This window comes from Cecembia calidifontis (assembly GCF_004216715.1).
In the GTDB taxonomy this organism is placed as follows: Bacteria; Bacteroidota; Bacteroidia; order Cytophagales; family Cyclobacteriaceae; genus Cecembia_A; species Cecembia_A calidifontis.
This window is the reverse complement of record NZ_SGXG01000001.1, coordinates 3,363,723-3,382,779: the sequence shown is the minus strand read 5'-3', so window position 1 is coordinate 3,382,779 and position 19,057 is coordinate 3,363,723. Positions and strand designations below refer to the sequence as shown.

At 41.7% G+C, this 19,057-nt stretch carries 19 protein-coding genes; 8 read left to right on the top strand and 11 right to left on the bottom strand.

The window, feature by feature from the left end:
* Positions 1-59: 59 nt before the first annotated feature.
* The 4 genes from BC751_RS14535 to BC751_RS14520 are packed head-to-tail and all read left to right on the top strand — an operon-like array spanning position 60 to position 3,963.
* Positions 60-827, top strand: coding sequence for an SDR family NAD(P)-dependent oxidoreductase (locus BC751_RS14535; RefSeq protein ID WP_130276288.1), 768 nt, complete (start codon positions 60-62; stop codon positions 825-827).
* A 13-nt stretch (positions 828-840) separates the two neighbouring features.
* On the top strand, positions 841-2,049 hold the full coding sequence (locus BC751_RS14530; protein ID WP_130276287.1) for an acyl-CoA dehydrogenase family protein: 1,209 nt from the start codon (positions 841-843) through the stop codon (positions 2,047-2,049).
* On the top strand, positions 2,046-3,080 hold the full coding sequence (locus BC751_RS14525) for a phosphotransferase family protein (protein WP_130276286.1): 1,035 nt from the start codon (positions 2,046-2,048) through the stop codon (positions 3,078-3,080). The genes BC751_RS14530 and BC751_RS14525 overlap by 4 nt, the downstream gene beginning before the upstream one ends.
* A gap of 4 nt (positions 3,081-3,084) precedes the next feature.
* Positions 3,085-3,963, top strand: coding sequence for a 3-hydroxyacyl-CoA dehydrogenase (locus tag BC751_RS14520; RefSeq protein WP_130276285.1), 879 nt, complete (start codon positions 3,085-3,087; stop codon positions 3,961-3,963).
* Between the two features lie 134 nt (positions 3,964-4,097).
* On the opposite strand, the gene BC751_RS14515 is transcribed toward BC751_RS14520, so the two are convergent.
* The 10 genes from BC751_RS14515 to BC751_RS14470 form a co-directional block, all read right to left on the bottom strand.
* Positions 4,098-5,537: a DUF1593 domain-containing protein gene (locus BC751_RS14515; RefSeq protein ID WP_130276284.1), complete on the bottom strand. Its 1,440-nt coding sequence runs from the start codon at positions 5,535-5,537 to the stop codon at positions 4,098-4,100.
* A gap of 130 nt (positions 5,538-5,667) precedes the next feature.
* Complete coding sequence (locus tag BC751_RS14510) at positions 5,668-5,892, bottom strand: CDGSH iron-sulfur domain-containing protein (protein ID WP_130276283.1); 225 nt, start codon at positions 5,890-5,892, stop codon at positions 5,668-5,670.
* Between the two features lie 215 nt (positions 5,893-6,107).
* The gene (locus tag BC751_RS14505; protein WP_130276282.1) at positions 6,108-7,091 is read right to left on the bottom strand and encodes a glycoside hydrolase family 43 protein; all 984 of its coding nucleotides are present in this window, start codon (positions 7,089-7,091) and stop codon (positions 6,108-6,110) included.
* A 41-nt stretch (positions 7,092-7,132) separates the two neighbouring features.
* Positions 7,133-7,981, bottom strand: coding sequence for an N-acetylmuramoyl-L-alanine amidase-like domain-containing protein (locus BC751_RS14500; protein ID WP_130276281.1), 849 nt, complete (start codon positions 7,979-7,981; stop codon positions 7,133-7,135).
* Positions 7,982-8,023: 42 nt separating this feature from the next.
* On the bottom strand, positions 8,024-8,293 hold the full coding sequence (locus BC751_RS14495; RefSeq protein ID WP_130276280.1) for a hypothetical protein: 270 nt from the start codon (positions 8,291-8,293) through the stop codon (positions 8,024-8,026).
* A 111-nt stretch (positions 8,294-8,404) separates the two neighbouring features.
* A complete protein-coding gene (locus BC751_RS14490) occupies positions 8,405-8,905 on the bottom strand; it encodes a heme-binding domain-containing protein (protein ID WP_130276279.1) in 501 nt (166 codons plus the stop codon).
* On the bottom strand, positions 8,905-9,300 hold the full coding sequence (locus BC751_RS14485; RefSeq protein ID WP_130276278.1) for a heme-binding domain-containing protein: 396 nt from the start codon (positions 9,298-9,300) through the stop codon (positions 8,905-8,907). The genes BC751_RS14490 and BC751_RS14485 overlap by 1 nt, the downstream gene beginning before the upstream one ends.
* A gap of 140 nt (positions 9,301-9,440) precedes the next feature.
* A complete protein-coding gene (locus BC751_RS14480; protein ID WP_130276277.1) occupies positions 9,441-9,893 on the bottom strand; it encodes an RES family NAD+ phosphorylase in 453 nt (150 codons plus the stop codon).
* 3 nt (positions 9,894-9,896) lie between these two features.
* On the bottom strand, positions 9,897-10,337 hold the full coding sequence (locus BC751_RS14475; protein WP_130276276.1) for an antitoxin Xre/MbcA/ParS toxin-binding domain-containing protein: 441 nt from the start codon (positions 10,335-10,337) through the stop codon (positions 9,897-9,899).
* 77 nt (positions 10,338-10,414) lie between these two features.
* Positions 10,415-12,244 (bottom strand): glycoside hydrolase family 2 protein, encoded by a 1,830-nt coding sequence (locus BC751_RS14470; protein WP_130276275.1) that lies wholly within the window; start codon positions 12,242-12,244, stop codon positions 10,415-10,417.
* A gap of 192 nt (positions 12,245-12,436) precedes the next feature.
* Here BC751_RS14470 and BC751_RS14465 point away from each other — a divergent pair, with 192 nt between their 5' ends.
* Both BC751_RS14465 and BC751_RS14460 read left to right on the top strand, forming a co-directional pair.
* Positions 12,437-13,825 (top strand): 3-keto-disaccharide hydrolase, encoded by a 1,389-nt coding sequence (locus tag BC751_RS14465; RefSeq protein ID WP_130276274.1) that lies wholly within the window; start codon positions 12,437-12,439, stop codon positions 13,823-13,825.
* 12 nt (positions 13,826-13,837) lie between these two features.
* Positions 13,838-15,187 carry a Gfo/Idh/MocA family protein gene (locus BC751_RS14460; RefSeq protein WP_130276273.1) on the top strand — a complete coding sequence of 450 codons (1,350 nt, stop codon included), beginning with the start codon at positions 13,838-13,840 and terminating at the stop codon, positions 15,185-15,187.
* A gap of 306 nt (positions 15,188-15,493) precedes the next feature.
* On the opposite strand, the gene BC751_RS14455 is transcribed toward BC751_RS14460, so the two are convergent.
* A complete protein-coding gene (locus BC751_RS14455) occupies positions 15,494-16,510 on the bottom strand; it encodes a LacI family DNA-binding transcriptional regulator (RefSeq protein ID WP_130276272.1) in 1,017 nt (338 codons plus the stop codon).
* A gap of 200 nt (positions 16,511-16,710) precedes the next feature.
* Between BC751_RS14455 and uxaC the strand changes: the two genes are divergently transcribed.
* Complete coding sequence (gene uxaC / locus BC751_RS14450) at positions 16,711-18,138, top strand: glucuronate isomerase (RefSeq protein ID WP_130276271.1); 1,428 nt, start codon at positions 16,711-16,713, stop codon at positions 18,136-18,138.
* Positions 18,135-18,947 carry an SDR family oxidoreductase gene (locus tag BC751_RS14445; RefSeq protein WP_130276270.1) on the top strand — a complete coding sequence of 271 codons (813 nt, stop codon included), beginning with the start codon at positions 18,135-18,137 and terminating at the stop codon, positions 18,945-18,947. Before uxaC ends, BC751_RS14445 begins: the two co-directional genes overlap by 4 nt.
* Positions 18,948-19,057: the final 110 nt, after the last annotated feature.

Below are 19,057 nucleotides of genomic sequence, written 5' to 3'. Positions count from 1 at the left end.
GATTGTCATTGAAAACTAAAATCCTTATTCTTGTTAAGGAACTTCAAGCAGATAACACTATGGATCTTTCAGCATTATTTTCATTGATGGGAAAAGTCGCTTTGATTACCGGAGCGAGTAAAGGTATTGGCTTAAGCATTGCAGAAATCTTTGCAGCGGCAGGAGCTAAAGTGGTCATCAGCAGCCGTAAACAAGATGCTTTGGATGAAATGGCGGGCCAGTTAAGGGCAAGAGGCTACGAGGTCACCGGTATCGCTTGCAATGTGGGTAATATGGCTGATCTGGAGGATCTTGTCAAAAAGACGGTCGATTTATACGGCACCATCGATATTTTGGTAAACAATGCGGCTTCCAATCCGGTGTTTGGCCCAGTACATGATACCTCTTTAGAAGCATATGACAAGATCATGGAAGTGAATGTCAAAGCACCTTTCCATTTGATGAAATTGTGTTTTCCCTATCTCAGGGAATCTTCCAATGCCTCGGTGATCAACATTTCTTCTATAGGAGGAATATCACCTGAACCCGGACTGGGAATTTATTCTGTAAGCAAGGCAGCACTGATTTCAATGACAAAAGTATTTGCCAAAGAATGGGGCGATCATAAAATCCGTGTGAATGCTATCTGTCCCGGCCTTATCAAAACAAAGTTTTCTGAAGCCCTCTGGAGCAATGACAAAATCATGGCACACATGATGAAAGCCCTCGCTATCAAACGTGTCGGAACGAGCGAAGAAATTGGAGCCGCAGCGCTTTACCTGGCATCCCCGGCATCTTCCTACACCACAGGTACTGTCTTGACTGCCGATGGTGGATTTACCATTTAAATCTTGATTAGAAATGGAATTGACCCAAAATAAACCAAGCGAAGAATTCAAAGCCTTATTGGCCAGATATGAAGTATTTTTAAACCAGCATATTTACCCCATTGAATTAAAGGCCATTTACGGGAGTTTCAAGGCCGCTCTACCAGAGCTTCAGGCTTTGCGTGAAAAAGCCAAAGACGAAGGTTTGTTCGCTCCCCATCTATCCAAAGAGGAAGGTGGCTTGGGTTTGAGTCTGCAGGAGTTTGGCAGGATCTCTGAAATATTGGGAAAAAGTCCCATTGGCCATTACGTATTCAACTGCCAGGCGCCTGATATTGGTAATATGGAGCTCATGCATCAGTTTGCCAGTAAGGAACTAAAAGAAAAATACCTCAAACCTCTTCAAAAAGGCGAAATCAGGAGTTGCTTTGCCATGACAGAGCCCGATAATCCGGGCAGTAACCCCGTTCATCTCTCCACTACCGCCATAAAAGAAGGAGATCACTACATCATCAATGGACACAAATGGTTTACTTCTTCTGCAGATGGTGCCCATTTCACCATTGTCATGGCTGTAACCGATCCCGAAAACCCAAATCCTTATCAAAGGGCCAGTATGATCTTGGTACCACTGGATAATCCGGGATTCCAACTGGTAAGGAACATTCCCATCATGGGCGATGTAGGGGAAGATTATATGTCCCATGGAGAAGTGAAGTTTATCAATTGTAGAGTCCCTGTTAGTAACCTGATCGGTGATGAAGGACAGGGTTTTGCACTGGCACAGGAAAGACTGGGACCTGGTAGGATACATCACTGCATGCGCTGGATAGGGATCTGCGAAAGAGCCATTGAACTCATGTGCAAAAGGGCATTGAGCCGGATGTTGGATCCAGGAAAACCTTTGGCCAACCAACAGACCATACAAAATTGGATTGCTGAATCCGTCGCAAGCGTCAAAGCTTCCCGACTCATGGTCTTAGCAACTGCCCAGAAAATTGACGAAGACGGTGCCAAAGCTGCCAAGGAAGATATTTCCACCATCAAGTTTTTTGTTTCCGACGTTCTCATGACCACCTTGGACAGAGCCATACAGGTCCATGGAGCTTTGGGAATAACGGATGATACCCTACTCTCCTTTTGGTACAGGCATGAGCGGGGTGCCCGGATTTACGACGGACCTGATGAAGTACACAAGACTGTTTTAGCCAAAAGAATCCTCAAACAATTCGCTTCACCATGACCAACACAGCACCTAAAGGTGTGGAGGGGATTTTTCCTTATCTCGCCTCTGAATTGAACCTTGACCCAAGTTCAACTGTCATTACCCAATTTAAAGGGGGATATTCCAACCTTACCTACCTGATTACTTCTCCCGAAGGAGAATTCGTATTGAGGCGGCCTCCACTGGGATTGAAAATCAGCAAGGCCCATGATATGGTGAGAGAATTCAAAGTCTTAAAGGCCCTTCAGAAAGCCGGCTATAATAAAATTCCAAAACCTATCCTCTGCTACGAAGAAGATGCCATTATCGGAGCTCCATTTTTTATCATGGAGAAAGTCAATGGCCTGATCCTTAGAAACAAAATTCCGGAAGGAATGAATTTAAGTTCGGATTTCTTTGCTAAATTAAGCAAAAATACGGTGGATGGACTTTTAGCCTTGCATAAGTTAGAACTGAAAGATTCAGGATTGTTGGAATTAGGAAAACCGGAAGGCTATGTATCAAGACAGGTTTTGGGTTGGTCAGATCGGTATTATAATGCCAAAACAGATGAGCTGAAAGAAATAGAAGCTGTATCAGATTGGCTAAAAGCCAATTTGCCGAAAAAGGAACAAATAGGCTTTATTCACAATGATTATAAGTACGATAATCTTGTCCTGGAAGGGCCTGACAATCCTGAAATCAAAGCCGTTCTTGACTGGGAAATGGCCACTGTTGGTGATCCTTTAATGGACTTGGGCACGAGTCTGGCCTATTGGGCTGAAGAAGGCGATCCGGACATATTAAAAATGTTTAACCTTACCTACCCCAAAGGAAATTTTAGCAGGGCGGAAGTAATTGACTACTATTCAAAAAACAGCAGTTTGGATCTTTCTGATATGTTGTTTTATTACGTTTTTGGTGTTTTTAAAGTGGGCGTTATCGCCCAACAGATTTATAAGAGATATACATTAGGTTTTGCTCAGGATCCAAGGTTTGCAGGACTGATCCATGTTGTCAATGCCTGTGGTAAAACAGCTTTTAAAAGTATCCAAACCCATAAAATTTGAACTAATGAAAATTAAAAGAGTCTGTATTTTAGGAGCTGGTACCTTGGGTACCCGCGTGGCCCTTCAGGCTGCCCTTTCAGGCTATCAGGTAGCCATTTTTGACATCAACCCCAAAGCATTGGAAAATTCCCAAAAACTGATGCAAAAAATCATTAAGCAGCTGGCCAATAATTCCGGTTTGGAAGATGTGGCAGGTATGCACGCAATTGCAGCCATTACCTTCACCGACAACCCCAATGTCGCCATTTGGGATGCGGATCTGATCAATGAAAGCGTGACTGAAGATGTGGAAATCAAAAATGCAGTTTGGGATCAATTTGGAAAAATAGCGCCTGAGAAGACGATTTTTACAACCAACACTTCTTACCTTCTTCCCTCCATGTTTGCAGAGATTTCCGGTAGACCGGAAAAGTTCTGTGCGCTACACTTCCATGATGTTTTCTATTCCAAAGTAGTCGATATTATGCCACATCCCGGAACTGACCCTTCCCTCATTCCCATTTTGATGGAATTTGGTAGAAGTCTTGAACAGGTGCCTGTAGTGGTCAAAAAAGAAAACCATGGTTATCTCTTCAACAGCATGCTGATGGCTTTTATCGGTGCAGCCGGTAAACTCTTAACTGGGGAAATAGGAACTGTGGAGGATATTGACAAATCCTGGATGGTCAACTTCCATATGCCTATGGGGCCATTTGGTATTTTGGACTCCATAGGTCTGGATACTGCCTGGCATGTAACCAAAAATCTTCCCGATGCAGCCTCTCAACGTTTTGCTGCCCTATTGAAAACCTACATCGATGCTGGAAAATTGGGGGAAAAGACAGGAGAAGGGTTTTATAAATATCCCAACCCAGCTTATCGTGAGGACGAATTTTTGCAGTAAAAATTTACTTTCCTTTAGAAATATTGAAATAGGCAACCAATAATCAGTTATCCTCCCGGAAGCATTCATCTTTTTTTTAGGGAGGATAATTGATTTTATACCGGTTTTTCCTAAGTCAATTAACTTAATTATTATCATTGAGACTTCAGGATCACCCTTTTATACCCTACCAATCCAGGAGTACCATTGTCCTTCACTTCCAAAATCAAATGGATTTCCTGATCGGATAAGTCTTTTGGGATTTCAATTTGCAAGCTGTTGGAAGTTGTATCGGAAATTTGAAAAGTTCCCCTATAACTGGAGGCCTCTGGATAAAAAAACCAATGAAATACCAAGTCATCCCCATCAGGATCAAAAGATGCAGAAGCATCAAGTATGAAAGAATTTCCGGGAATACCGGATAATACCAGGGGCTTATTATCCCGTTTTCCATTGACTATAACCACAGGCTCATGGTTCACTTCATTTGGCGCCTTCAAGGAATACTGCAGCCTGTTCAAAAATGAATTTTTTGCTTCAGGAATCCAGCGTTCCAATTCCATTCTATCCAATCCACAGGTATGATAATATCCATTGGGGAAATCTTTACCCATAGGTTGGAACCTGCTGCCCCAACTCCCCTGTGTGGGATATAAGGGATCATTCAGTCCTAAGACCCCACTCAACAAATATAGAAAAGCAGGACTGTCCCCTTCTCCTCCATGGTCATAAAGCTCAGACATGGGGCCATGTCCATTCACCTCGGCTTGTTCCATGACCCGGAGGTATTTCCAAAAGTGCCCCCCGTCATGTAACAGCCAACCTACCTCTGCCCTTTCACCCTCAAATGTGGAGGTAACTGTTCCCATATTGGTACATTTTAGCGCCTGTACCTTGTCGAGATCGATCAAAAAATCAAACGTAATGTCCTGTAGCAGGATACCGAAAACATGCAATTTGCTAAGAAGTTGCTTAAATTTCTCCGGTCCATGTTTCTCCTGAAAGCGGTAAAGAGCCTGGACAAAGGTGATCGGGCCTCCCCACATCTGCACAAAGATTGGCCTGTCATCCTCCTTTTCAAACACCTTAATCAAAAATTCAGAACCTTCTGAATCCTTGGGCTCCCCATTTGGATTCAGCCCATCTCCAATCCAGTCATGAAAACGGATCTCACCCCACTCAGATTCCACATACCTCCCCGCTATCTCAGCTGCGAATTTTCTTTCATTGGTCAGCCAGATTATCGGAAGTGCACCTCTCCCTTTTTTGGTTATACTTTGTAAGTATTCATAGCGTGGGAAATCGGGATCATGTTTGGACAAATGCGGAAATTCCTTATGGTAGGCATCTAAAATACTGTTCACTTTTTCCCAAGGTCCATTCTGGTCAAAATTGAAGTCCGGAAGTTGTTGGGTTACGATGATGGCTTCTGTATCAAAGTAAGGAGCATAATACAAATAGCGGATAAGGGAATTACCATCATCATGGGTCATATCGGTCATGATGACCACCCTGTATTTTTCCTGGGCAAAGCCAAAATTGCCCAAAAATAGCAGGGTAAAAAAAAGAATTGCGGCAGGAATGGTATTTTTCATAAAAACCAAAATGGAATACTCCCTTAATTTACCTTAAAGACTTACAAATTCAAAAAATTAAAAACCGGTCCAATTGATTGAAAACAATATGGAACCGGTTATTGAATTTTAAGACTGCTCAAGGCTCGACTTAAACCTTTTTCGGAGGCAAATCAAAAGCCACTGCCTCATGTTCAAATTTCCCCCTATGGGAACCATCGCAAAATGGCTTATTGTTGGATTGTCCGCATCGGCACAGACCCAGCGTTGTCCTTCCCTGTAAGCCATAAGCATTTCCCTGACTGTCAACTATCTCAAAATCTCCCTCAATTTTCAATGGGCCATTTGAATTGACCGTAATTTTTGTGTTCGCCATATTTTTTGATTTTAGTATTAATTGATAAGTTTTTATGATTATCCGCAATCATTCGACTAACTGAGTTTTCATATAATTTACCTCTATTTTTAATCAATATCCATGAATATCCAATATCGATAAATATCAGTATTATTAAAAACCGCATTTCATATGATTACTGGTATCATTGTGGGTATACATATAAGTTTTTTTTTGTGTTTTTAGATCAAATGTCAATTTAAAGGATGGGCCTGTACCCCTTCAAATGTGATTTTAACAGGCAAGATTTTACCGTCAATATCAAATTCCATTTTTTCGATACAAGTCACCCTATGGTTTCCATCCGTCTCTCCTAATGGTCTTCTGTGGTAAAATATGTAGTACTGATCTGTTTTTGGTACATGCAGGACAGAGTGGTGTCCGGCCCCAGTAGCCACTTCAGGGTCTTGTTCCAATACTACTCCAATTCGCTCAAATGGGCCAAATGGGTTATCGGAAATTGCATAAGCCACCTTATAATCAGGACCTGTCCACCCACCTTCTGACCACATAAAATAATATTTGCCATTACGGACAAACATGAATGGTCCTTCCACATAATTTTCGGGTGTTACTTCCCTGTAAAATTCACCGCCTTCAAAAGGAAGCAAACCAGTAAATTCCTCATTCAATTTGACAACATTGCATTTTCCCCAACCACCATAATACATCAGAAAACTTCCGTCTTTATCCTTAAAAATAAATTGGTCAATCGGCTGCGCCCCATTGACAATATCCTGAATCAAAGGCTTGCCCAATAAATCTTTGAAAGGACCTTGAGGCTTATCGGCGATTGCGACCCCAATTCCCCCGATTTCTCCTTCATGAACATCATTGGCCGCAAAGAACAGATAATATTTTCCTTTGTTTTCAATCACTCCAGGAGCCCACATAGCCGAATCTGCCCATTTTACTTCGGCGGTATCAATAATCCTTTCATGTTTGGTCCAGTTGACCAGGTCAGGAGAAGAAAAACAATCCATAAAAACCTGTCTATGGAATTTGTCTGAATACGTCGGATAAATCCAATAAGTATCCCCATAAATAATGGCCTCGGGATCTGCATACCATCCCTCAAAAAGGGGGTTGCCAGAATATGCTGCCGAATTTTCCTGAACCTTATCCTTACAGGAAAGAAGGATGGCAATCAAGAGAAAATGATAAAGTGATTTTTTCATGGAGAAGATTTTCGAAAAATAAAATTTAATAAAGGTCATTTTTATGGATGGACTAAGCGGGCAACCATTATTCCCGATTGGGATTTAAACCCGGCCAAATACTCACTTAATGGCTTTTCTGAAATTTCCACTTTCATTGAACCGGTACTTGCATGCATCAAATGGATCCTGCCATTTTTTTTAACAGCAAAACCTACATGAACCATATCCAAATCACTCCTCGAGGCAGTGATAGCAATCAGGTCACCGCTTTGTATCTTCTCTTCAGCTTTTCTGATTTCATCTTTGGGAATGAAGTGATAAGACCTGCCCGCGATCTCTCGCTCAGTATTCCTGATTTGGGATACATATTCCGGATTACTCAATTGTGGGTAAAATTGAGGGTTAGCAGACATAAAGGAAGGCTGATTCTTATATGGTTTCCCTCCTATTTTTGCGGTAATATCCTCCAAGATGCCCTTTTGTTGATTTTCATAAATCCAATCTGAAAAATAATGCAAACGGGAAGGATAACCTGAATTTTCCCCATCCCTATATCTCAGATGCTGCAACTCGGACTCATACGATTCAAAACTTAAATCAGCCCTATTGGCCAATCTGCTCAAGGTAACCACAGTTTCCAAATATGTAGTGCAATCTAGCCCCTGAAGGTTAATGACCAACTTTTCCTCACCGGGAATTTCCAAAGTTTTTTCTACATAGGGGGTACCCAAAAACCATTTGCCAATTTCCACAGTAAGCACATTCAGAGATTCTCCTGAGAGATCCTTTTGGGAAAATTCTGAAAAGAACTGATCTAGTCTTGCCCGACTTTCCAGAGAACAGACAGTTTGGGAATTGGCAAGAAAAGAAAGAATCAATAAGGGTAGTAGGAAGAAAGCTTTGTGCATAAAAGGCCCTGTTTTTACTTTTTAAATAGGCAGCAATATGGTTTACTTTTCAATCCCTTCAAATCTTTCGCCCAACTCTTTGATCCGTATGGTATAGTTTACCGTGCTATCCGGTACATAAATTCTCATGGTATGGTTTCCGCTCAATTTTTTAATCGGCATTGAATACCTATCGAAATCATTTACCTCAAAAAAATTTTCAGTAAACTCTGGATCAATTTCTATGATTCTTGGAAAGGTAGATTTTGAATCAAAAGAATCATTTTGAATCTTACACTTATCCAAAGCCCCAATTGGAGAATATGAATCCATTTGAATAAGATCTGGTAGTACCAATACCCTATTGTTCTCTTCAAAATAGGCGATGATTGTCCAAAAACCAGGTTAAGGGTCATAAATAGACCCATAACCATCATAAAAAATTTAATTTGACTCATCGATATCCTCTTCAAAATCTTCTTCATCCTCTTCAACCAATTTGTCCATAGTTGCCTCCGCCCAGGCGACAATCAGTGCACGCTGCGCATCGGAAAGCTTGGCAGAAGCATGCATCCAAACATAAATCTCCATGGGCATTTCTCCATTTCCTACGACTTCGGCAATGTCATCCAATTTACCCAATTGCTTCATGACATCCATTTCAGTCCAATGGGAAAAATTCAGTTCCTCCCTTCCTTCTCTGATATCCTTGGCCACCAACCAGGATGTAGGTGCTACTTTGGAATACCAAGGGTAAACTGTTTCGTTACTATGACAATCATAACAAGCGGTTTTGAGCAGGGCTGCCACATCTTCGCTCACCAATCCGGATTGGATAATGTCTCCGGAATTATAAATCTGCACTTCGGGAAGTTCATTGGGGACAAATTGTATCCCCAAGAAAATCAGGGCCAAAAAGCCCAAAAGATAGGTCAACCACTTCATTACTTAGGTGATTTCTTTTTTCCTGCACTCCAGTCCAACAATGTTTCCAATTCTTCCTTAGTCAATTTACCTTCCGGCTTACTTTCTAGAAATTTAGCCGGAGGCATATCCCCATTGACCAAAGTTTCATTGATTTTCGCCATAGTGGCCAACTGCTTGGCTTTTCTTGATGCCTCTAATTCGTCCCAATCCAATTTCTGTTTGCCTTTTTCATTTTTGGACTCAGCATTATGGCAACCATAACATTTTTGATCAATTACTGCTTTGACATGAGGAGGTATTTTATCGTCAAAGACATTTGTTTCCAGCTCAATGGATTCATTGTCTTTGACAGTAGCTTGTAAAAAGATAAAAGCAATAAGGGCCAAAGCGGGAATTAGAAGTAGTTTTTTCATGGTGCTAATCGTTAAGGTTGAAAAGGAAATTTCAACAATTTATAGGGAAAACGCAAAAAAAAGACATGATTTGATTGGCAATTTTTAAAAGGAAAAGAAGATTTTTACCCTAAGTCAAAAACCATAATCCGACCTTGCCCTTAAAGCAACCTGTTGTCCCATTCAAAATCCTCAACCTTTGCTAAAGCAACTTTTTTCTCAAATAAAGAATGTCTGGTATTTATCAGAAAATTACTCTCCCAAGGCACAATGGCGGAAGGAACCTCCATAAGTAATTTTCTCCTGGATTGATACCAATTTGATCCAATCTCCTGTAAAAGAGGATAACTTTTAATAGATCTCCAATCTTTAGGTAAATCCAATGGTTTGATTCTTTGGATATCCTCCTCATCCACATCCAATTCAAGAGTGAGAAGTTTATAACCTAGCCCAATTTGTATTCCAGACCTATGGGCTAGCAGTTCTAAAACGGATAATGCAATGGAACTTCCTGTATATAAAATAAACTCTTCCTCTTTGTTCCACCTGTTTGCCACTCCGGAAGCCACTAAACTATTGGCATATTTAGCTTTCCTGATATTGAAAACCTTCATTTATCAGGCGTTTTCTCCATATTCCATGGATGTCAACTTATTATCAATCCATTTAATCCCTGAAATAGTATCCAAAAAATCCAAAGGTGCTTGATTATCCAAAAGTGGATTTTTTAAAAGGAGCCATGCTTCAAAACTTTCTTTATTTCCAAAAACTTCTATTCCATGCTTGTACAATGAAATCAAAGATAGTAGGTGTTCCTTCGTATTTTCTTTTAACTCCAAGTGGGGATTGTTTTTATAATTCCTGAAAGTCTTTGGAGAAATATTCAACCAATCTGCCAATATATTATGGTTCAGCCCACTGATTCGGGATAAGATACCCATATATTCTCTGTCCCTTTGGCTTGATCTCAAATAAAAATAAAACCTTGAAAAGTCATGGATGGGAGGCAATTCCTCCATAAGCTTTTGCTGGGTTTGGTCTAATTCAATAGCTACCATCTTACAAGAAATTTAACGTTGACACAAAAATAAAGGTAAATTTACCTTTGGCTTGAGGTAAATTTACTAATTTTTATTTATTCATACAAACCCTTGTGCAACTTGCGCATGGCTTCCGCAGGAAATTTGATCACTTTCCTGTCATAAGTCATTAATCCATTGACTTCCACTTCCACATCAGTGGTCTGGGTATAAACTGCAGCTGCAAGCCCTTTGGGAATTAAAAACTTTAAATCCCCAATAAGCCTTTGATACCGAGCCCATAACTCTTCTTCATTTTTGAAACTTTGATAGCCCCAGTTGTCTTTTTCCTGCCAAGTGTGTCCCTCAATGGGCAAGCCCAAACCACCATATTCACCCAAAACCAGGATGTTGACTTTTCCAAACAAATCGGGTGAGGGCATCACGGGATCAGGATAATTGTGCACATCAAAAATATCCCCAACCAATTTATTGCCTTCCAGCTCAAAATTCCCTCCTGATGCGGAATTGACCAAACGGCTTGGATCATAGGCCTGTGTCCATTCTGTAATTTCTTTGGTTTTGAATTGACCCCAAGCTTCATTGAATGGCACCCAAACTACTATGGACGGAAAGTGGTAAAATGCGTCAATGATGGCTTTCCATTCTTTCCTGAAAATCGCTTCCGATTCGGGGCTTCTTTCCCTGTCAAGTCCTTTGCGGTAAATTCCCGGCTTGGGCTCCCATACATTTCCCATGTCCCCACTGGGCATATCCTGCCATACCAACATCCCCAATCGGTCACAGTGGTAATACCAGCGGGCTGGTTCCACTTTTACATGTTTACGGATCATGTTAAATCCCAAATCTTTTGTTTTTTCAATATCAAAAAGTAAAGCCTCATCTGTTGGGGCTGTATAAAGGCCATCCGGCCACCAGCCTTGATCCAATGGTCCATACTGAAAAAGTGTTTCCCCGTTTAAGGCCATCCGCTGCATGCCATTTTCATCATAGCTGATAGTAATTTTTCTCAGGGCTCCATATGATTTAACCTCATCCACTACCCTATTTCCCCGCATTAACCTGACCTGAAAATCATAAAGATGTGGATGTTCAGGAGACCATGATTTAGGATCAGGGATTTTTAAAATAATGGGCTTCCCGCTGAAAGCCTCTGCCTGCCCCACCAAATCCCCCTTATCAAATGCGCTGACGGCCACTTTAAAATCTCCTTGACCGACATTCAAATCCGGCAGGATTTTAAAAGTCCCATTATCCCAATCTGGGCTTACTTTCAAACCCGCGATATAATTTTCCGGTACATACTCCATCCAAACGGTCTGCCAAATACCGGTTACAGGAGTATACCAGATACCCCTTGGCCTATTGACCTGCTTGCCCCTTGGCTGGGGTCCTTCATCTGAGGGATCCCAAACCCTAACTGCGAGCTCTTGATTTTGACCCTTGCTTAAATAATCTGTGATATCAAAAGAAAATGGGTCATAACCTCCTTGGTGTTTGCCAATAGTTTGTCCATTGATAAACACTTCCGCTTCCCAATCCACCGCACCGAAATGCAGCAAAACCCTCCCCTTTCTTTGGTCATTGGAGATCTGTATAGACTTTCGGTACCAAAGTTCGTTGCTTGCTCCAACAGGTTTCATGACCGCTGAAAGATAAGATTCCACCGGATAGGGGACTGTGATTTTACCCTGAAAGCTGTTCGGTTTTGAGCTGCCTTTTTCCACAATGGCATAATCCCAAGGCCCATTTAAGTTAGTCCAATTATCCCTCACCATTTGAGGTCTTGGATAATCTGGTAGTGGCTTTGAAGGATCCACTTTTTCAGCCCAAGGGCTTAGGATAGGATTGGTATTTAACTCCTGTGCCTTGGCCATCAAGCCAAGTGAAAAGATCAATAGCAATGCCAATATGGTGTTTTTCATATCAAATCGGTTGGTTTGGGTTTTAGCGTTTTTGATGTTTTAAAGTAATCCTCAATTTAAAGAATTTAAATCTGAAAATGTCCTAAATCCGAAATCGATTTCGTAAGAATTGCCTTTCCTAACTTGAAAATTTGGGTGAATTAAAGAATTTCAACACGTTGGAAATGATAATTCAAAATGAAAACCCAAAACATGAAAAAAAATAATTTCGCTTATTTCATCCTATCCATCCTCCTGATGGCCTTTTCTTGTAAGAGCAAAATAGAGAATAAACAGGATTCAAAATGGATCAAATTATTCAACGGTGAAAACCTTGATGGCTGGAAAGCTGTAGGGGGTGCAGCAGAATTTGAGGTGAAAGACGGGGTAATCATAGGCTATGCTAAAGCCAATACCCCAAATACTTTCTTAATTACCGAACAGGATTATACCGACTTTATTCTTGAATTGGAGTTAAAAATAGAAGACCTAAGCAGCAATTCAGGCGTAATGGCCAGGGGACAATATGATCCTGCTGCAAGGGATGGAAAAGGATTGGTTTTCGGATATCAGATAGAGGCAGATCCATCTCCGAGAGCATGGTCTGGAGGTTTATATGATGAGGCAAGAAGGGGTTGGCTGTATCCCTTGGACCTGAATCCCGCTGCTAAATCGGCATTCAAAATGGGAGAATGGAACCATTACCGTATCGAAGCAATAGGCAATACCATTAAAACCTGGATCAATGGACAGGAAGTTGCCTATGTAGTGGATGATATGGACAGCAAAGGGCATATCGGTCTTCAGGTACACAGTATCAACAACCCGGAAGATGAAGGCAACAAAACCTATTTCCGAAATGTACGCATCCAAACAGAGAATCTTGAGCCAAAACCATTCATAGGAGAAGTGTTTGTAGTTAGCACCGGTCTTAATGAGCTTACGGATTTTGAAAAATCAAAAGGCTGGAGACTGCTGTTCAATGGTGTCAATACTGATGGATGGAAAGCTGCTTATAAAGAAGAATTCCCTTCTGAAGGTTGGACCGTTCAGGATGGAATCCTAACGATAAAAGCTTCCGATGGCAGTGAGTCCATGAGCTATGGGGATATTGTCACTACCGAGAAATTCAGCGCCTTCGATTTGGCTTTTGATTTTAAATTTACGGAAGGAGCCAATTCCGGTGTCAAATATTTTGTTACCTTGAGTGAAGGAAATACAGGCTCTGCTATAGGCCTGGAATATCAGATCCTGGATGATGAACGCCATCCTGATGCCAAAATGGGCAGGGAAGGTAACCGCACATTGGCTTCTCTGTATGACCTGATCAAAGCCAATAAAAATCCCCGCTTTGTCAAGGGGCCCGGAGAATGGAACAAAGGCAGGGTGGTTGTCTATCCTGACAACAGGGTGGAACATTACCTCAATGGAGTAAAAGTGGTGGAATATGTGAGAGGTTCTGATGATTACAGGGCATTGGTAGCAGAAAGCAAATATAAAATCTGGGATAAATTTGGAGAGGCGCCTGAAGGGCATATCCTCCTACAAGACCATGGTGATGAGGTACAATTCAAAAATATCAAAATCAAAACATTACAATAAAACCCAAAGCTAATGGACAAGGAAATGAATAACCGCAGGGAGTTTTTAAAAAAATCAACCCTTGCCACTGTCGGACTATCTTCTCTTGGAGCCCTTAATTTTTCCGCAAAAAGTTATGGGAATATCATCGGTGCCAATGACCGCATGAATGTAGCAATAGCCGGATTGGGCAGAAGATTGGGCGCCTTCTATGATCCCATTGCCAGAAAAGAAAGTAATGTGAGGTTGCATACCCTTTGCGATGTCATGGAGTCCCAGCGGACCAAAGGTGCAGCCAACTTCGCCAAATACATTGATTACAAGCCAAAATTGGAAAACAGCATTCTTAAGGTCATCGAAAATAAAGAAATCGATGTGCTTATCAATGCTACCCCTGATCATTGGCATGCACCTGGAACTTGGCTTGCAGTAGCTGCAGGCAAACACGTCTATGTAGAAAAACCTTGTAGTCATAATCCCAGGGAAGGTGAATTGCTCGTAGAGTTCAAGAATAAATACAAGAAGGTAATCCAGATGGGCAACCAGCAAAGGTCCTCTTTCCATACCATAGAAATCATCAAGGAAATCCATAACGGAGCAATAGGAAAACCCTACAGAGCCGTTGCCTTCTATGCGAATAACAGGGGAAGGGTACCCAACCAAGTGGAGCAAGCTCCTCCTGCTGGATTGGATTGGGAATTGTTTCAGGGACCTGCTCCGAGAAGAAAATATACCCATGATACCTGGGATTATAACTGGCATTGGTATGGTTGGGACTACGGCACTGCGGAAACAGGCAACAATGCTACCCATGAATTGGATGTGGCGCGTTGGGCCCTTCAGGTGGAATTTCCAAGCCATGTCAGCGTAGATGCCGGAAAATACCACTTTCTGGATGATGGATGGACCATGTACGACACCATGTATGCCACATTTAAATTTGAGGGTGATAAAACAATCGTCTGGGACGGACAAAGCCGAAATGGATACCTGACCTATGGTGCTGACCGCGGTACGGTTATTTATGGGACAGAAGGTTCAGTCTTTGTAAACAGAGCGCTTTATAGACTTTTCGACAAAGGAGGCAAATTGGTCCGAGAGGTCAAATCCAGAGGAGAAGAAGGCAGTACCAACTTGGGTGGCGGAGGTGACAATACTACCAACCATGTCGTGAATTTCTTTGAAGCCATAAGGGGAAAGGAAAAGCAGAATTCTACCATCGAAGAAGGGGCTGTTTCTACGCTACTCTGCCATTTGGCAAACATTTCTTACAGAATAGGTGAAAATTTTGACTGTAATCCCGCAAATGGTCATATCTATAACAGAAAGGGGATGGAACTTTGGTCCAGAACTTATGAAAAAGGTTGGGAACCTAAATTGTAATTCTGAGGAGCTTGCAAATATTGAATAAAAAATTGTCGAAATACAGTCAGTTTACCTCGCAATAAATCAATACCTTAGCATTTCAAACAATGCCCCTGGTTAGTAATTTCTCAAACCTATTAAATAAGAAAGCTGTCCATTCGGGCAGCTTTTTTTGATTCTTACCATTGCCTTTTCTTTCAATTTTCCCGAAATGCTTCGATTGAATATTCTTTGGAAATGTCTAGTTTTTATTACTGACACCCGATACAGATCAACCCAAAAATCTAAATGGGATGAGCATTTTTGAAATACGGTTCAAACAATTCAAGGCTCAGAAGACGACCTTATCTGAAGGACTGATGGAATGGTTATCACTTTATCCTCTATGGGTATTTGTTTCGTTTTTGTCAGGTTATTCATCAGCAATTTAGCACATTGCCTCCCTATTTCATGGGCAGGCTGGGAAATGGTCGTAAGGGGTGGGTTCAAAAGGTCTGCTATTTTCATATTGGAAAAAGTGATCAGTTTGATATCCTTTGGAATGCTGAGCCTGGTCTGTTTGATAGCATGGTAGGCGGTAATGGCCAATTTCTCCACAGAAGAAAGGATACCATCAGGACGGTCCATGGGATATAGGAAGGATTTGAACAGTTCCATATTTTGTTTTTCATCCTGGGAGCATTGAATAACCCATTCCTCTTTAAAGGGAAGGTCGGAACCTTTGATTGCATCCAGGTACCCACGCAAACGCTCTTTGCCGATGGTGATCTCTTTGGACAACAATAAAAAATAAATTTTCCTGCAACCATTTTTTATCAGATGCCGGGTGGCATCAAAACCGCTTTGATAATCATTGGTTATAAATTTGGTTGTGGGCATATCCTGTGCAATCCTGTCAAAGAAAATAATAGGAATACCCTGCTTCTGTACTTGTTCGAGATGCTCTGTACTGCTGGTCTGACTGGATACCGACATGACGATGGCATCGACCCTCCCCCCTAACAAATAAGAAATAATTTTCTTTTCCTGTTCCACATCCTCATGGGAATTATAGACCAAAAGATGATAGCCATATTGCTGGGTTATTTCTTCAATTCCATCAATGACCTGTGCAAAAAAATTATTGATTCGCTCTGGAATAATGACACCAATAGTCCTGCTTTTGTGGGCCCTAAGACTTCTGGCGTAGGGGTTGGGCTGATAATTCAACTCCTTTGCCAATGCCATCACTTTGGCTTTTGTAGCTTCACTGATCTCATAGCTGTCATTCAAGGCCCTTGATACAGTAGAAGGCGCCATCTTCAACTTCTCCGCCAAATATTTGATGTTGATTTTTGTCATATAACCCGGTCAGAAAAGATTTCTTTGTTTACTCCCATCAATCATGCAGAAAGATAAGAAATTTAAAATTAGGTTTGCCGGTTCTGAACTGAAAGCAGGGTTCACGGAAACGATTTCACAATTAAATGTGACCAATCGATTCATTAAAGCATTTAAATAGTTAAAATTAGACTTGAAAAGCCTGTTAACCTATACAATCTATGTTATCCAGCAGCAATAAACCCTTTTTGGACGAGGATTTCCTTTTGGAAAATGAATTTTCAAAGATCTTATACCATGAATACGCCAAGTCTCTTCCTATCATAGATTACCACAACCACCTTCCCCCCGATCAGATTGCGAGCAATAAAGTTTTTGATAATATTACCCAAATCTGGCTGGCGGGGGACCATTACAAATGGAGGGCCATGCGTACCTTGGGTGTCCATGAGTCATTTATCACAGGAAATGCAAGTGACGAAGAAAAATTCCAAAAATGGGCTGAGTCCGTACCGTTCACCGTAAGGAATCCCCTGTACCATTGGACACATTTGGAATTGAAACGCTACTATGGCATCCATGAACTCCTCAGTGGAAAAAATGCTTCAGAGATATACCGGATAACTTCGGCCATGACCAATACCCAGGATTTCAGTACCCGTTCTTTGCTGGAAAAAATGAAGGTGGAAGTGGTCTGCACCACGGATGATCCTTCTGATAGTTTGGAGTTCCATCAGGCTTACACCCAAAAGCCCTCGCAATTTGGATTATTTCCGGCTTTCAGGCCTGATAAATCTTTTGCTGTTGAAAACCCGATCAGCTACAGACATTACCTCCAAAAATTGGAGGCTGCTTCTCAGATCACCATCACTTCTTATGATGACCTTCTTCAGGCTTTACAGAACAGAGTAAATTACTTCCACGATAATGGATGCAGGTTATCAGACCACGGTTTGGAGCAGATTTACTATTTCTTCAATAAACCTTTTGATATCCATACCCTTTTCAAGAAAGTCCATTCCGGTGCGCTCCTTAACCTGGAGGAAGTGTCTTATTTTAAATTCAATACCCTTTTGGAGCTGTGTAAAATGTATCATGCAAAAGGTTGGACACAACAATTCCATCTTGGGGCCATGCGCAACAACAACAGCAGGATGTTCCAAAAATTAGGTCCGGATACCGGTTTCGATTCCATTGGGGATTACCCTCAGGCCCTTGGTCTTTCGGCTTTCCTCAATGAACTGGACAGAACGGACCAACTCAGTAAAACAGTACTCTATAATCTAAACCCTGGGGATAACGAGGTCATGGCGACCATGTGCGGCAATTTCAATGATGGCAGCATCAGAGGGAAAATACAGTTTGGCTCCGGGTGGTGGTTCCTAGACCAAAAAGACGGAATGGAAGCACAGATGAACATTCTGTCCAATATGGGACTTATTGCTACTTTTGTAGGAATGTTGACAGATTCCAGGAGTTTCCTTTCTTTCCCAAGGCACGAGTATTTCCGTAGAATAGTTTGTAACTTGTTTGGAAATGACATGCAAAAGGGAATCCTGCCACAGGATGAAAAATGGATGGGTAAAATCATCCAGGATATTTGTTATTACAATGCCAAGGATTATTTCCAATTTCCCGGACAATCATGAAATTATTTTCCGTAAAAAATAAAAAGATCATCATTACCGGTGCTACCGGTGTGCTCGGCACAGCCATGGCCCATCACCTGGCCAAAGAAGGTGCCCACATTATCATCATTGGAAGAACTGCTTCCAAAATCGAACATCTTGTTGAAGATATCCGCTCGAAAGGAGGTAAAGCAGATGCTTTCCTGGCAGATGTCACTTCGGAAACCCATGTAATCCAAGCTGCGGCCCAGATCCAGAAAAGGTACAAAAAAATCGACATCTTGATCAACCTCGCAGGAGGCAATATGCCCGATGCTGTAGTGAGACCGGACCAAACCTTGGCCGACCTTTCTGCAGATGCGATGAAAAAGGTCATGGACCTCAATTACCAGGGCACTTTTATTCCCATCAAACATTTCTTCCCACTCATGTTGGCCAATGGCTCCGGAAACATCATCAATATTTCCTCCATGGCGGCAAGCAGGCCCATGACCCGGGTAGCAGGTTATGCTTCAGCCAAGGCAGCCATTGATAATCTGACCAAGTGGCTGGCAGTGGAACTCAACCATAAGCATGGTCCCGAATACAGGGTCAATGCCATTGCCCCCGGTTTTTTTCTCACTGAACAAAACCGAAACCTCTTGACTGAAAAGGACGGTCAGCTCACCCAAAGAGGCCATCAGATCATTCAGCATACCCCCATGGGTAGGTTCGGGGATCCTGAAGATCTGTTAGGAACCCTACAATGGCTATGCTCCGATGCTTCCAAATTTATCACCGGAACCATCGTGGCTGTAGACGGAGGGTTTTCAGCGTACTCAGGTGTTTGAGAATGGAAAACAGCTCAACTTTGTAACAAGCACCATGTACCATGATGCATGCCCTAATCGTCTAATGTAACAATTACAACTAATACAACCACTGCAACCAATTAAACAAT